Source organism: Micrococcus lacusdianchii (assembly GCF_023155805.1).
Lineage (GTDB): Bacteria > Actinomycetota > Actinomycetes > Actinomycetales > Micrococcaceae > Micrococcus > Micrococcus lacusdianchii.
Genome location: NZ_JAKNUW010000008.1, coordinates 35,225 through 50,060, shown reverse-complemented (window position 1 = coordinate 50,060; position 14,836 = coordinate 35,225). Strand labels below are relative to the sequence as shown.

The window sequence follows — 14,836 nt, the reverse complement described above, 5'->3', positions numbered from 1 at the left end:
GGCACGATCGCCGACACCGCCCCCTCCCCGGGACGGCCGGGCTCACCCGCTCGCGCTCGGTTCCAGCGTCGCGGTGGCCGTGGCGGGTGCCGTGGCGGGTGCCGTGGCGGTGGCCGTGGCTTCGGCCGTGGCGGAGGGGTCGGGCGCGGCTGTGGGAGCGGTGCCCGACGGCGGTGGAGCAGGAGTCGACGGGTCCTCGGGCACCGGCACGGGGTCCGGGGCGGGGGTCGTCGTCGGGCCGGGCGGTGAGGACGAGGCGGGTGTCGGAGCGGGCGCCGTCGTGGAGGACGTCGGCGCAGAGGTCGGGGAGTCGCCCGGGACGGTCGGCGTCGGGTCCCCCGTCGGGGCCGAGGGGCTGCTCGGCGCAGGCACCGGTGTGCCGCCGGTCGGGGTCGGGGCCGACGTGGTGGGTCCGCCCGGGGCGCTCGAGGCGCCGGCGGACGAGGGCGGCGCCGACGGGGCGGAGGAGCCGGTCCCGCTCGGGGCGGAGGACGGCGGGGCGGGCGGCGCCGACGGGGCGGAGGAGCCGGTCCCGCTCGGGGCGGAGGACGGCGGGGCGGGCGGCGCCGAGGTGGAGGATCCGACGTCTGTGCGGGAGCCCGAGGAGGACCCCGGAGCCGGGACGGGCTCCGGGTCCGTGGCTGACCCCGGCGTCCCGGAGCCGGGGAGTCCGCCGGGGATGCCGCCGGTCGTCCCGGGCGCGGGGACCGCGCCGCCGGGGACGCCCGTGGGGCTGCCCGGCGAGGTGGCGGGCGTGGAGGAGGCCGGCGCCCGTTCGGGCAGGCGCACGGTGCCGGGCGTGCGCGCGGCGTCCTGCGCCGCCAGGCCGACCTCGGAGAGCCACGGGCGCACGGTGTCCGCGGGGATGCGGGCGGTGAGGATGCCGGCGTCCGCCGGGGCCATGGCGGCCTGGTCCACCTCGAGCAGCGCACTGCCGTCCGGCAGGAACACGAGGGCGTCCCACACCCGGGAGTTCTCGACCCGGTCGGGCTGCTCCACGGCGGAGGTGAGACGGTCCTGCACGATCGCCGGGTCCGTGGCCATGCGTTCCCGCACCTCGTTGCGGAAGTCGTCCCAGCCGCCGTTGGTGAACAGGTCCGGGGTGGCGGCCACCCGGTCCTCGCGGGCTGAGTACCAGACGGTCTGCACGGCGGAGACGGAGCGGTCCCCGCGCTGCTCGGTGGCCAGGAGGCGGGCGGCAGCCGCATCGGGGCCAGCCACCGCCAAGCGTGGCTGGATGTCCAGGACGGGGTCCGCGGCGCGGTCCGTGTCCCGCTCGTAGGCGGCCAGCTGGTCCCGCACGGTGCGGTCCATCGCCGCGGTCCAGGCGGGGGCCCCGGGCACGCTCAGCCAGGCCGCGTGGTACTCGGGGTCCGCGCCCTCGAGCACCGCCAGTGAGGCTCCGGGGACCCTCTCCAGGCCCAGGGAGGGCACGTCCAGGGTGAAGGGTGTCATGTCCATCGAGGGCAGGGCCTCGGTCGCGGTGGCCATCGACGGCGCAGGCACCGGCTCGGCGTCGTCGCGGCCGCAGGCCGTCAGGGCCAGCAGTCCGGCCATGATCAGGCCGGCGCCGGCACGGGTGCGGGTGCTCCGGAGGGGGCGGAGGGTCGTCACGAGGATCACTTCCGGCGGTGGAGGGACTGGATCTCCGCCTCGACGCGGGCGGCGGCGGCGTCCGGGGACTCGTGCTCGCGGGTGGCGTCGTGGGCGCGGGTTCGGTTGCGGCGCAGGCGGAGCACGACCCACACGGCCAGGAATCCGAGGATCAGGACCATGACGAGGGTGGAGAACATGTCTGCGTAGTCGGAGATGAGGTGGAAGTTCTCGCCCAGGGCGTATCCGCCGTAGATGAAGAGCGCGTTCCAGATCAGGGAGCCCAGTGTGGTGAAGACGGTGAACTTCGTCAGGCTCATCCGCTCGATGCCTGCGGGGATGGAGATCAGGGAGCGGAACACGGGCACCATGCGCCCGAAGAACACCGTCCAGTAGCCGTACCGGGCGAACCACTTCTCCGTGTGCTCGACGTCCTCGACGTCGACGAGGGGCATGCGGTCCGCGATCCGGTACAGCCGCCGCCTGCCCAGGGCCGCGCCGATCCCGTACAGGGCCAGCGCGCCGACGACGGCGCCCACCGTGGCCCAGAGCAGGGCGGCATGAGGGCTGAACGCACCGCTGGCGGCCGTGAACCCGGCGAGCGGGAGGATCACCTCCGAGGGGATGGGCGGGAAGATGTTCTCCGCGAACACGGCCAGGCCCACCCCCACGGGGCCGACGGCCTCCATGATCGACACGACGACGTTGCCCAGCCAGCCGTAGTCGGCAGGCTGCGCGGTGGCGGCGGACAGGGCCCAGGGGGCGGAGCTCGACATCATGGCGTCCATTGTCCACCATCACCCCCGGCTGGACGGCGGTTGATAGAGTGGAGGAGCTGACCGCTCGACCGACCGTTCGCGCCACACTCACGCCGTGACGTGCCGCGGGCTCCACTGGAAGGAAGACTCCATGAGCATCATCCAGATTCCGCTGCGCCTGACCTCCGGCGCGTTCATCCTCAACTCCGGCCTCGGCAAGCGCTCGCTGGGCGAGGAGCAGGCCGCGTACCTGCAGGGCATGGCCGTCAAGGGCGTCCCCGCGCTGTCGAAGCTCACCCCGTCCCAGTTCAAGGCCTTCATCGTGGCCTCCGAGGTGGGCACCGGCGCCGCCCTGCTGGCCCCCTTCGTGCCGGGCTGGCTGGCCGGCTCGGCCCTGACCGCCTTCTCCGGCGGCCTGATGTCCATGTACCTCAACACCCCGGAGATGACCGAGAACGACGGCGTGCGCCCGTCCCAGGACGGCACCGCCGTGGCCAAGGACGTCTTCCTGCTCGGCTCCGGCCTGGCCATCGCCGCCGACTCCGTCACCAATCGTCCGGGCAAGCGCCGCAAGGCCGCCAAGAAGCGCGCGAACCGCATCGCCGAGGCCCGCGAGGCCAAGGTGCAGGCCATCCGCGAGGCCAAGGACGAGAAGGTCTCCGCCATCTTCGCTGCGCGCGACGAGCAGACCACGGCGCTGCGCGAGGCACGCGAGGAGCTCGCCAAGCTGCGCAAGAAGGCCTGATCCCCTCCCGCCGCCATGCGAAGGGGCCCCACACCGGTACACCGGTGCGGGGCCCCTTCGCATGTGGGATCCGCGGTCAGATGTCCACCTCGGTGGGGTTGAGGACGCGGCGCAGGAAGTCCTGCGTGCGGGGCTCCTGGGGGTCGGCGATCACGGCGGACGCAGGGCCGGACTCCACCACCACGCCGCCGTCCATGAACACCACGCGGTCCGCCACCTCGCGGGCGAAGCCCATCTCGTGGGTGACCACCAGCATGGTCATGCCCTCCTCGGCCAGGTGGCGCATGATCGAGAGCACGTCGCCCACGGTCTCCGGGTCGAGCGCCGAGGTCGGCTCGTCGAACAGCATCAGCTGCGGGTCCATCGCGAGGGCGCGGGCGATCGCCACGCGCTGCTGCTGGCCGCCGGAGAGCTGGTCCGGGTAGCGGTCCTCGAGCTCGGCGAGGCCCACGCGCGCGAGCTGGCGCGTGGCGACCGCACGGGCCTCGGCGGTGGAGCGCTTGAGGACCTTCGTCTGCGCCACGGTGCAGTTCTCCAGCACCGTCAGGTGCGGGAAGAGGTTGAACTGCTGGAAGACCATGCCCACGTGCTGGCGCAGGGCGTCCAGGTTCACGTCCTCGTCCGTCACGGTGAACTCGCCCACGCGCACGGTCCCCGACTCCGGGGTCTCGAGCAGGTTGACGCAGCGCAGCAGCGTGGACTTGCCGGAGCCCGAGGGCCCGATCAGACACACCACCTCACCGGGTGCGATCTCGAGGTCGATGCCCCGGAGGACGTGGTTCGTGCCGTAGGACTTGTTGAGCCCGGTGATCGTGACACCGGCGGCGTCGACGACGGACGCCGGGGCGGCGGGGGTCTGCTGGGTCGTCATCAGGAGACCTTCCGGGACGAGCGGGCCTCGAAGCGGCGCGCGAGGAGGGACAGGGGGACGGTGATCACCAGGTAGCACAGGCCGGCCACCAGGATCGGGGTCATGCCCGCGTCCAGGGCGGAGATGCCGTCGCGGCCGAACTTGGTGAGCTCGTACTCGTGGGCGGCCAGGCCCAGGACGTAGACCAGCGAGGAGTCCTTGGTGAGCAGGATGACCTCGTTGGTCAGCGGCGGCAGCACGATCCGGAACGCCTGGGGGATCGCGATGGTCACCATCGCGCGCCAGTGCGGCATGCCGAGGGAGCGGGCGGCCTCCATCTGGCCCCTGGGCACGGCCTGCAGGCCGGCGCGCAGCGTCTCCGCGATGTACGCCGCGGACACCATGCCCAGGGCCGTCATCACGACGACGGGGATCGGCCAGGTGACGCCGAACGCGAAGGGCACGCCGTAGCCGAAGGCCAGGAACACCAGCAGGGCGGGGACGCCGCGGAAGAACTCGACGTACGCCGTCGCCAGCCACCGGTAGGGGGCGAACGAGCTCATCCGCATGAGGGCCAGCAGGATGCCGCCCAGCAGGCCCACCACGAAGGAGGTGACCGTGTAGAACAGCGTGTTGCCGAGCCCCACCAGGACGATGTTCGGGAACATCGGGGCCACGGCCGCGAAGTTGAACACGTTCTCGGCGAGGGTCGTCCAGTCGACCACCAAGGCAAGCGCGGCGAGGGCGAGCACGAGGATCGCAGCCTGGACGGCCAGCGATACGGCGCGACGGCGGCGCGCGCGGCCGGGTCGGGGCGCGGCGGCGGTCGGGGTGGGGGTCTGGGTGCTCACCGGTAGTCCTCCTGCACGGTCCCGAACCACTTCTGCTGCAGCTCCGCGAGGGTGCCGTCGTTGCGGAGGCTCTGGAGGGAGCGGTTGATCGCGGATCCGAGCTGCGCCTTCTCCGGGGCCACGGCCATGCCGAGCTGCTCGCCGGTGGGCAGGGCCTCGACCACCTCGAAGCGCGGGTCGTCCTTCAGGGTGTAGAGGATGACCGACTGGTTGCCCAGCAGGGCGTCGACCGTGCCGGCCTGCAGAGCCTGGACCTGCATGCCGCCGTCCTCGAACTGCACGGTGTCCAGGCCGGCCTGCTGGGCGTACTCCTCACCGGTGGTGGCCGCCTGCACGCCCACGCGGGCGCCCCGGGCGGACTCCACGTCGGTGATACCCGACTCCCGGTTCGCCACCAGGACCAGGTCGTCGTCGAGGTAGGGGAGCGTGAAGGCCATGACGCGCTGGCGCGGCTCGGTGATGGAGATGGACGAGGCGTTCAGGTCGCAGCCGGTGAGCGAGGCGCCGGACTCGACGGCCTCGAACGAGGAGTCCACGATCTCCAGGCCGAGGCCGAGATCCTCGGCGAGGGCGCGGACCAGCTCGATGTCGTAGCCGGTGAGCTCCCCGTCCTGCTCGAACTCGAACGGCGGGTAGGGGATGTCCGAGCATACGGTGAGGGTGCCGGGGGCGACGAGACCGAAGGTCTCCGAGAGGTCGCCCTCGGCCGCGATCCCGGCCGACGCCGAGTCGCCGCCGATCACGGCGCAGCTGCTGAGCGTCAGGGCACTCGCGCCGACGGCCAGGGCGCCGAGGGCGCGGGTGGTGAAGCGGGACATGGGTGCCTTCCGAGGCGGCCGGGGTGGGCCGGGTCAGGGGACCGCCGAGGCGGGCCCATGGGGGACAGGGCGCCATCCTAGTGGCCCCGGCCACAGGCCGGGCACGCTGATCCCGTGGGCGTCCGAATGTGTCCTCGGCCGACCGGGGGCAGGTGCCGTGGCGGCGGCGGGCTCGCCGCTCCCGCACCGCCGGGCTCAGCCGCGCTCGGCGGCGAGCGAGGCGAGGGAATGCAGGTGCTGGGCCACGGCCCAGGCCCGCGGCCAGCGGGTGGCCCGGTCCGCCAGGGCGTCCCGGCGCCGCACGGTGCGGCGCACGCGGATCAGGCGCACACGGGTGCCCTCGCCGCTGAGGACCTCATGGCCCGGGTAGTCCACGCGGCGCTCCGGGGCGGGGCCCGAGTCCGGGGTGAGGACGAAGACGTAGGCGCCGGCCAGGGCTCCGGAGTAGTCGCGCGCATCCGGCGCGCGGATGCCGTCCTCGCCCAGCGGGCCCGTGCGGTGCTCGTCGAGCACCTCGACCCACCGGATGCGGTGGGCGCCGTCCGGGCCGGCGGACTCCGCGGGGAAGAGCTGCCGGATGGTGCGGCGGGACCCGCCGCGGCCCGCCTTCTCCCGCACGGAGGTGACCACGCCGAAGGCGTCGTCGACCTCGGCCTCGGCGGGCTGGGCAGTGACCGCGCGGACCTGCTCCGGGTCGCGCAGCAGGCGCACGACGTCCTCTCGGGGGGCGGAGACGAACCACTCGGCGCCGAGCGCGCCCACCCGGCCCGCCCGACCGGCCATGGCGCCGGAGGTGCGGATGCCGTCCGGCGGCGTGAGGGCGTCGGCGGGCGTCAGGCAGCCCTCGGGGGTGACGGCCAGCTCCGCGTCCGGCAGGTGGACGTCCGAGGCGTCCCCGGCGGCCCGCAGGGAGCGTCGCAGGGCGTCCACGTCCACGCCGACGGCGGCCACGAGCGCGGAGACGGTTCCCGCTGGCTCCTGCAGGAGGTCGAGAGCCCAGCCGGTCTCGGAGAGCGGCTGCCTGCGGCCGGGCAGCATCCCCTCGGAGGAGGTGGACAGCGGGATCGTGGATGCCCCGCCCCGGTCGAGCGCGGCCAGCGGGGCACGCGGGATGCGGCCCTCCCGGGCCACGTCCGTCCCGACGGCGCGCAGCTGACGGCCCGCGCGCACGGCAGCGCCGCGACGGGCGGCCTCGAGGGACAGGCCGTGCCGGGAGGCGACGCGAGCGGCAGGGCCGCCGGAGGTCAGGACGCCGAGGAACAGGTGCTCCGGGTCGACTCGTGGGGCCGAGACCCGCAGGGCTTCACGCCACGCGCCGCACAGGAGGACGGCCGCGCGGCGCCAGTCGGCGGTGTCCTGGGCCATGGTGCTCCTTTCACGGGGTGAGGCGGCCGGGGGAGGGGCAGCCCTCTCGGAGAGGGTATCCAGTCCGCGCCTCCGGCCGTGCCGACGAGGACCGGGCCCCGCCTCAGCGCGCGGGGGCCCGGTCCGGGCCTGGACCGCGGTCGTCGGGGCCGGCGTCGGGATCCACGCGGGTTCCCCCCACGCGGGCCTCCTCGCGCTCCGGTGCGGCGTGGAACGGCGTGCCCGAGGTGAGGTCCGCGGGGGAGCGGCGCGGGGCGTCCACGGAGAACAGGCCGCCCTCCTCGGCCAGCAGCGGGGTGCGGCGGGCGGTGAGCGACTCCCCCGAGCGGACGGCCTCCGTGACCAGGCGGCCCAGGCGCCGGTAGCGGTGCTGGGCCCGGTCCAGCTCCTCGAGCATCCGGGTGTGCCGCGTGGCCAGCTGCAGCTCGTCGGCGGCGTCGGCCCCGACCGCCAACTGCCGAGCGCGCAGCATCTCCGCGTCCAGGGCCGCCCCGGCCAGCACGACGATGCACGCCAGCCACACGAGCGCCAGGACGCCGATGGCCGAGTTGATCCGGCCCACGATCTCCAGCTCGCCGAAGCGGTCGGTGATCCAGCCGAGGGCGAGGGTGGCCGCGAACAGCAGCACCACCACGCTCACAGCGCCCAGGGACAGTGGGCGGTAGCGCGGCGGCCGGACGTTGGGGCCGCGGCGGTAGGCCAGGGTCACGGCGAGCATGATCAGCACGAGGATGACGGGCCACTTGGCCAGGTTCCACGTCCGCACGGTCTGCTCCGCCAGGCCTACGGCCTCCCCCAGCCGGGCGGAGAGGTCCCCGCCGAGCACCACCAGGACGACGACCAGGACCAGCCCCAGCATGAGCGCGAGGGTCTCCACGAAGAGCACCAGCCGGAAGCGCAGGAGCGGGCGCCCCTCGCGTGTGTCGTAGATGCGGTGCATCGCCCGGTGGAAGGCGCCCACCGCGCCGGAGGCGGAGAAGACGGCGCCCAGCACGCCCAGGGTGAGGGCGAGCGGTCCCGTGGTGGCCGCGCCGAGGCTGAGGATCCAGTCCCGGACGGCCTCGGAGGACAGGGCCGGCCACACCTCGGACGCCAGGCCCGCCGCCGCGTCCACGGTGGTCTGGCGCAGACCCAGGAGGGAGACCAGGGAGACCAGCGCGATCAGGGTGGGCAGCAGGGAGAGGGTGCCGAAGAACGTCATGGCGGCGGCCACGTCCCACACCTGGATGTCCATGAGCCGGTTCCATGTCCTGCCCAGCACGTACAGCAGAGACGGGCGCGGGCGTTCCCATGTGCGCAGGGGGCTGCGGCGGCCGGGCGGCGGGGGAGCAGCGGTGGACATGCGGCCACGGTAGCGCCCTCGGCCCCGCGGATCCGGACCGGGCCGCGGCCCGGGCCGTGCCCGCGGGGCGCGGCGGTGCCTAGGCTGGGAGGCCAGGGAGCGGCCCGGAGCCCGCGGACGGGCGTCGTCGTCCGACGTCGCCGGCGGCCGGGGCGCCCGACGTCGAGAGACCAGGAGGACCCGTGTCCGAGCCCGCGAAGAACAGCCCGTCCCAGGGGCAGCCGGACCGGACCCGAGGGCCGCAGGCCCCCGCGGGCGCGGACGCGGCGATCGAGGCGGAGGTCAAGTTCGAGCTCGCCGAGGGCGCGGAGACGCCCGACCTCACCGGTCTGCTCACCCCCGGGGAGACGCGCGAGCACCGGCTGCGGGCCGTCTACCTGGACACCCCGGACCTGTTCCTGCTGCGCACCAGGGTGACCCTGCGCCGCCGGGAGGGCGGGGACGACGCCGGCTGGCACCTCAAGCTCCCCACCGGCACCGATCGGCTCGAGGTGCACGCCGGGCTCACCGAGGATGACGGCCGCTGGCGGGTGCCGGCACCGCTGCGGGAGGCGCTCGACCGGCACCTGGGGGAGGCGTGGACCGGGCGCACGGGGGCGGACGCCGGCCTCGTCCCCGCCGCGGTGCTCACCACCCGCCGGGCCGAGACCGACCTGGCCGACGCGGACGGCGAGGTCGTGGCGGTGCTCTGCGATGACGTCGTGCACGCCCTGCCGGCGGACCGGCGCTGGCGCGAGCTCGAGGTGGAGCTGCGTCCCGGGGTGGACGGCGCCCTGCTGGAGCGGGTGGTGGAACACCTGGCGCGACAGGGTGTGGCGGTGGCCGAGAGCCCCTCGAAGCTCGCCCGCGCCCTCGAGGACGACGTCTCCCGGATCGAGCGGGGCAAGGGGCCGCGCCGCACGGGGCCGGCGGCGCGCGTCGTCCTGGCCTATGCCGCGGAGCAGGTGGCCGTGCTGCACGGGCGCGAGGAGGACCTGCGCACGGACGAGCCCGGGGCGGTCCACAAGGCCCGCGTGGCCACCCGGCGGCTGCGCAGCGCGCTGCGCACCTTCCGCGACCTGTTCGACCGGGACGTGACCGATCCCCTGCGCGACGAGCTGCGGTGGTACGCCGGCGTCCTGGGCGGCCCCCGGGACGCCGAGGTGGTCCGTGCGCGTGTGCTCGAGCAGATCGATGCCGTGCCGCGCCGGGACTACGAAGGTCCCGTCAAGCGCAGCGCCACCGCCGAGCTGGACCGCGTGCACGCCGAGGCCCACGCCGCGCTGGTGGAGGCCCTGGACTCGACCCGCTACGCCGCCCTCCTGGACCGGCTCGCCGAGTTCCTCGCCGCCCCGCCGTTGCGCGGGAGGGCGGGCCGCCGCGCCGTGGACGTGCTGCCCCGGCTGGTGGACCGCGCCGCACGGCGGGCGCAGCGGGCGCACGCCGCGGCCCGCGCCGCCGCGGGTGACGAGCGGATGCACCTGCTGCACGAGACCCGCAAGCGCGCGAAGGCCGTGCGCTACGCCCACGAGCTGCTCGCGCCGGCCTTCGGCGAGGGGGCTGCCCGCCAGGCCGGGCTGTGGGAGCAGGTCACCGAGGGTCTGGGCCAGGTGCAGGACATCGACGTGGCGCTCGAGGCGCTGCGCCGTCTGCGCCGGGCGGCCGAGGCCGCGGGGGAGCCCACGTACACGTACGGGTACCTGATTGGGTGGCAGACCGCCCTGCAGGGCCCCGCCGTGGCGGCGGGCGAGCAGGCCCTCGAGGCGGCCCTGGCCGAGGCGCTCGCGGAGGCCTGAGGGGCGGCGGAGGACCCGATCCCGATGGAATAACCCGCCCACCCGGCGAAGTTGAGCTGAACAGACTCAAGACCGACCCCGAAGGAGCACCCACCCATGAACGCCACCCCGCAGTTCACCACCAAGAGCCAGGAGGCGCTCTCGGCCGCGGCCATGAACGCCACCACCGCCTCCAACCCGAGCATCGAGCCCGCCCACCTGCTCAAGGCCCTCATGGACCAGCGGGACTCGGTGGCCGTGGCCGTGCTCAAGGCGGCCGGCGTGGACCCGGACGTGGTGTCCACGGCCGCCTCCACCGCCATCCACGGGCTGCCCAAGGCCTCCGGATCCACCGTGTCCGAGGCGCGGCTGGCCCCGGCCGCGGCCGCCGCGGTCAAGGCCGCCCAGCGCCAGGCGGACTCCCACGGGGACGCCTACGTCTCCACGGAGCACCTGCTGCTGGGCCTGGCCGCGGACGCGGGCGACGCCGGCCGCGCCCTCCGCGACGCCGGCGCCTCCCTCGAGGCGCTCCAGGCGGCCTTCACCCAGGTGCGCGGGGACGCCAGGGTGACCACCCCGGACCCCGAGGCGACCTTCCAGTCCCTCGAGAAGTACGGCACCGACCTCACCGAGGTGGCCCGCTCCGGCAAGCTGGACCCGGTGATCGGCCGCGACGCCGAGATCCGCCGCGTCGTCCAGGTGCTCTCCCGCCGCACCAAGAACAACCCCGTGCTCATCGGCGAGCCGGGCGTCGGCAAGACCGCCGTCGTCGAGGGCCTGGCCCAGCGCATGGTGGCCGGGGACGTCCCCGAGTCCCTGCGCGGCAAGCAGCTGATCAGCCTGGACCTGGGCGCCATGATCGCCGGCGCCAAGTACCGCGGCGAGTTCGAGGAGCGCCTGAAGTCCGTCCTCGAGGAGATCAAGGAGTCGGACGGGCAGATCGTCACGTTCATCGACGAGATCCACACCGTGGTCGGCGCCGGCGCGTCCGAGGGCGCCATGGACGCCGGCAACATGCTCAAGCCCATGCTGGCCCGCGGCGAGCTGCGCCTGATCGGCGCCACCACCCTGGACGAGTACCGCGAGAACATCGAGAAGGACCCGGCGCTGGAGCGCCGCTTCCAGCAGGTCTACGTGGGAGAGCCCTCCGTGGACGACACGATCGCGATCCTGCGTGGCCTGAAGGAGCGGTACGAGGCGCACCACAAGGTGGCGATCGCCGACTCCGCGCTGGTGGCCGCCGCCACCCTCTCCGACCGCTACATCTCCGGCCGCCAGCTGCCGGACAAGGCGATCGACCTGGTGGACGAGGCCGCCTCGCGGCTGCGCATGGAGATCGACTCCGCCCCGGAGGAGATCGACGCGCTGCGCCGCCAGGTGGACCGCCTCACCATGGAGGAGCTCGCGCTCGACGGCGAGACCGACCCGGGCTCCGTCGAGCGCCTGGCGGGCCTGCGCCAGGAGAAGGCGGACAAGGAGGAGGAGCTGCGCGCCCTCACCGCCCGCTGGGAGTCGGAGAAGGCCTCCCTCAACGAGGCCGGCGACCTGCGTGTGAAGGTGGACGAGCTGCGCTCGGCCGCCGAGAAGGCCCAGCGCGACGGCGACCTCGCCGAGGCCTCCCGCCTGCTCTACGGCGAGATCCCCGCGCTGGAGAAGCAGCTCGAGGACGCGGACCGACGGGCCCAGGAGCACGCGGGGGACGACGTCGAGACGATGGTCTCCGAGGACGTCACCGCGGACGACATCGCCGAGGTGATCTCCGCGTGGACCGGCATCCCCGCCGGGCGCATGCTCGCCTCCGAGTCGGAGAAGCTGCTGACGATGGAGGACCACCTGGGCGAGCGGCTGATCGGGCAGAAGGACGCCGTCACCGCCGTCTCGGACGCGGTGCGCCGCTCCCGCGCCGGCATCGCGGACCCGGACCGGCCCACCGGCTCGTTCCTCTTCCTGGGCCCCACGGGCGTGGGCAAGACCGAGCTGGCCAAGGCGCTCGCGGAGTTCCTCTTCGACGACGACCGCGCCATGGTCCGGATCGACATGTCCGAGTACTCCGAGAAGCACGCCGTCTCCCGTCTGGTGGGCGCGCCCCCCGGGTACGTGGGCTACGACGAGGGCGGCCAGCTCACCGAGGCCGTGCGGCGCCGCCCGTACTCGGTGGTGCTGCTGGACGAGGTGGAGAAGGCCCATCCGGAGGTCTTCGACATCCTCCTGCAGGTGCTCGACGACGGCCGCCTCACCGACGGCCAGGGCCGCACGGTGGACTTCCGCAACGTGATCCTGATCCTCACGTCCAATCTGGGCAGCCAGTTCCTGGTGGACCAGTCGATGGAGGAGCAGGCGCGCAAGGACGCCGTCATGAACGTGGTGCGCGGAGCCTTCAAGCCCGAGTTCCTCAACCGCCTCGACGAGGTCGTGATGTTCGACGCGCTCGGCGTGGCCGAGTTGGCCCGGATCGTGGACCTGCAGGTGGACTCGATGGCCGCGCGCCTCACGGGCCGGCGGCTGTCCCTCGAGGTCACCGAGGCCGCGCGGGAGTGGCTGGCCCTCACCGGCTACGACCCCGCCTACGGTGCCCGTCCGCTGCGCCGGCTGGTGCAGCGCGAGATCGGCGACCGCCTGGCCCGTTCCCTCCTGGCCGGTGACGTCCAGGACGGGGACACCGTGGTGGTGGACCGCGCCCAGGGCGAGGACGTCGACGGCCTGACCGTCGCCACGCGCCGGGCCTGACGCGGATCAGGGGGCCGTGGTCAGGACCGCGGCCCCCAGGCCGTGGGCCACGGCGGCGGTGAACCCCGTGGAGAGGACGATCGCCACGACCTGCCACGCCATGACCCGCTGCGGGGAGGCGCCGAAGGAGGCCATCGCGGGGGCGGCCACGTGCCCCGGGATGAAGAACCACGGGCCCAGCAGGCTCAGGCCCCCCCACGCCTCATGCCCCGAACCGGCGCCGCGCACCCCGGAGGCGGCCCAGCGGGCCTGGGAGGCCGGCTGGATCTGACGTGAGGACCGGTTGTGGTGCCTGCGCGACGGCGCCCGTCCCCGGGAAGGGGGCGGGCGCCGTCGTCGTGGCCGCGCCGGGCGGGTCCGGCTGACGACCCGGGTCAGCGGGCGCCGAGGGCGTCGGCGTCCTGCTGCAGGGTGCCGATCGCATGGGCCACCGCGCGGGCCGAGTGGGTCAGCGTGGTGAAGGAGACGTTGTCGATGTCGTCCTGGGGCGTGTGGTAGTTGTCGTCGTGCAGGGAGAGCAGGCCCGTGGAGGGGATGCCCTCGGCCACGAACGAGGCGTAGTCGGAGCGGCCGTTGCTGCCGGCGGCCACCCACTCGTGGCCGTCCCGCTCGAGCTGGGAGGACAGCAGGGTCTCGCCGCCGCCCGACCAGTCGCCGGTCAGCACCCCGAGCGTGTCCTGGTGGTCCAGCGGGGCCACCATGTCCAGGTTGATGTACAGGGAGATGTCCTCGCGCGCCTCGGCCGGGAGGGTCTGCACGTAGTGCTCGGAGCCGAGCAGGCCGATCTCCTCCGCGCCCCACAGGGCGAACCGGACCTTGGACTCGGCCCTGTTGGCCTTGGCCGCCTGGCGGGCGACCTCGAGGACCACGGCGGAGCCGGAGGCGTTGTCGTGGATGCCGGGGCCGGCGGGCACGCCGTCCAGATGGGCGCCCAGCATGACGACGTCGTCCTCGCTGCCCGTGCGGGTCTCCGCGAGCACGTTCCAGGTGGGACGCTGCTCCACGAGCTGCTCGAGGTCGAGGGTGACGGTGGCGCCGCCGGCGCGGGTCTGCGCCAGCAGCTCCTGGCCCAGCTCGCGGGTCACGCCCACCGTGCCCACGTAGTCCTCGGAGGGGGCGCCGAGGGTGCCGCTGAGGTCGCCGTCGGCGTTGTTGTAGATGATCACGGCTTCCGCGCCGGCCGCGGCTGCCGTCAGGGACTTCTGCGCGAACGTGCACTCGCCGCGGGAGACCAGGGCGACCTGGCCCGTCAGGTCGACGCCGGTCCAGGCCGCGGGGGAGCAGCCGGTGGCCGCGCCGGTCGGGGCGGTGAGCGGGGCGTCGGTGACGAGCGCCGAGGGCGAGTATGTGAACACCGTGTGTCCCAGCTCGCGGGAGACCGGGCCGGTCTGCACGAGGGAGTCGCGGAGGGTCTCGGTGTAGGTGATCTCGAACTCCTGGAGCTCGACGTCGTAGCCGGCCTCTTCGAGCTCGTCCACCGCGTAGTCGACGGAGGCGCGGTAGCCCGCGGTGCCCGCGGCCCGATTGCCGTGCTCGTCCGCGATCGCCTGGAACGCCTCGATGTCCGCGCGCAGATTCTGCTCGCTGATGGAGCGCACGAGCTTCTCCGGGGAGTTCGGGTTGCCGCCCGCACGGCTGAGACCGGGGCCCAGGCCGGCGTTCCCGGCGTGGGCGGGCGGACCGGCGAGGGCGGCTGGCGGGGCCGCCAGGGTGGCGGCCAGTGCTCCGGCGGCGAGCAGGGCGGACGTGCGACGCATGGTTTCTCCTGGGGTGCGGGGTGGGGGTGTGTCCGGACGCGGCGGGCGTCCGGTGGGACGGGCCGTCCGGGATGGATGTGATGCAGGCAACATAGCGGACGGTGCTGCCGGTGCACAGGGCTCTGTCATGTGGGGGTCACGCCGGGACCGCCGGGTCGGGGTGGGGGCCCCGGCGTCGTCGTCGCGACGGAGGGCGGCGGCGGTCGGGGAGGGGGAGGCGGGGCGGCCCCGAGCGCCTGGTCACCGTGCGTTCATGTACCCTGGTGCGCACGAACC

12 protein-coding genes are annotated in these 14,836 nt (G+C 74.3%); 3 read left to right on the top strand and 9 right to left on the bottom strand.

Annotated features, from left to right (window positions below):
• Window positions 1-42: 42 nt before the first annotated feature.
• Window positions 43-1,614, bottom strand: a complete 1,572-nt coding sequence (locus MA879_RS06665) for a hypothetical protein (protein ID WP_248124314.1) — start codon at window positions 1,612-1,614, stop codon at window positions 43-45.
• A gap of 5 nt (window positions 1,615-1,619) precedes the next feature.
• Window positions 1,620-2,381 (bottom strand): DedA family protein, encoded by a 762-nt coding sequence (locus tag MA879_RS06660; protein ID WP_418001225.1) that lies wholly within the window; start codon window positions 2,379-2,381, stop codon window positions 1,620-1,622.
• A gap of 121 nt (window positions 2,382-2,502) precedes the next feature.
• On the opposite strand from MA879_RS06660, the gene MA879_RS06655 reads away from it, so the two are divergent.
• Window positions 2,503-3,096 (top strand): hypothetical protein, encoded by a 594-nt coding sequence (locus MA879_RS06655; RefSeq protein ID WP_248124312.1) that lies wholly within the window; start codon window positions 2,503-2,505, stop codon window positions 3,094-3,096.
• A gap of 76 nt (window positions 3,097-3,172) precedes the next feature.
• Here MA879_RS06655 and MA879_RS06650 read toward each other — a convergent pair whose 3' ends face one another.
• The 5 genes from MA879_RS06650 to MA879_RS06630 form a co-directional block, all read right to left on the bottom strand.
• The gene (locus tag MA879_RS06650; RefSeq protein WP_248124310.1) at window positions 3,173-3,967 is read right to left on the bottom strand and encodes an amino acid ABC transporter ATP-binding protein; all 795 of its coding nucleotides are present in this window, start codon (window positions 3,965-3,967) and stop codon (window positions 3,173-3,175) included.
• Window positions 3,967-4,797: an amino acid ABC transporter permease gene (locus MA879_RS06645; protein ID WP_248124308.1), complete on the bottom strand. Its 831-nt coding sequence runs from the start codon at window positions 4,795-4,797 to the stop codon at window positions 3,967-3,969. The genes MA879_RS06650 and MA879_RS06645 overlap by 1 nt, the downstream gene beginning before the upstream one ends.
• Entirely contained in the window at window positions 4,794-5,615 is an 822-nt protein-coding gene (locus MA879_RS06640) for an ABC transporter substrate-binding protein (protein WP_248124306.1), read from the bottom strand. The genes MA879_RS06645 and MA879_RS06640 overlap by 4 nt, the downstream gene beginning before the upstream one ends.
• Window positions 5,616-5,810: 195 nt before the next feature.
• Entirely contained in the window at window positions 5,811-6,980 is a 1,170-nt protein-coding gene (locus MA879_RS06635) for a Clp protease N-terminal domain-containing protein (protein ID WP_248124304.1), read from the bottom strand.
• Between the two features lie 103 nt (window positions 6,981-7,083).
• Window positions 7,084-8,322, bottom strand: coding sequence for a YihY/virulence factor BrkB family protein (locus tag MA879_RS06630; RefSeq protein WP_248124302.1), 1,239 nt, complete (start codon window positions 8,320-8,322; stop codon window positions 7,084-7,086).
• A gap of 182 nt (window positions 8,323-8,504) precedes the next feature.
• On the opposite strand from MA879_RS06630, the gene MA879_RS12535 reads away from it, so the two are divergent.
• On the top strand, window positions 8,505-10,097 hold the full coding sequence (locus MA879_RS12535; RefSeq protein WP_248124301.1) for a CYTH and CHAD domain-containing protein: 1,593 nt from the start codon (window positions 8,505-8,507) through the stop codon (window positions 10,095-10,097).
• A gap of 96 nt (window positions 10,098-10,193) precedes the next feature.
• Window positions 10,194-12,803: an ATP-dependent chaperone ClpB gene (gene clpB / locus MA879_RS06620; RefSeq protein WP_248124300.1), complete on the top strand. Its 2,610-nt coding sequence runs from the start codon at window positions 10,194-10,196 to the stop codon at window positions 12,801-12,803.
• Window positions 12,804-12,809: 6 nt separating this feature from the next.
• Here the strand turns inward: clpB and MA879_RS06615 are convergent, their stop codons facing one another.
• On the bottom strand, window positions 12,810-12,953 hold the full coding sequence (locus MA879_RS06615; protein ID WP_248124299.1) for a hypothetical protein: 144 nt from the start codon (window positions 12,951-12,953) through the stop codon (window positions 12,810-12,812).
• A 224-nt stretch (window positions 12,954-13,177) separates the two neighbouring features.
• Window positions 13,178-14,560, bottom strand: coding sequence for a M20/M25/M40 family metallo-hydrolase (locus MA879_RS06610; protein WP_248124298.1), 1,383 nt, complete (start codon window positions 14,558-14,560; stop codon window positions 13,178-13,180).
• Between the last annotated feature and the right edge of the window lie 276 nt (window positions 14,561-14,836).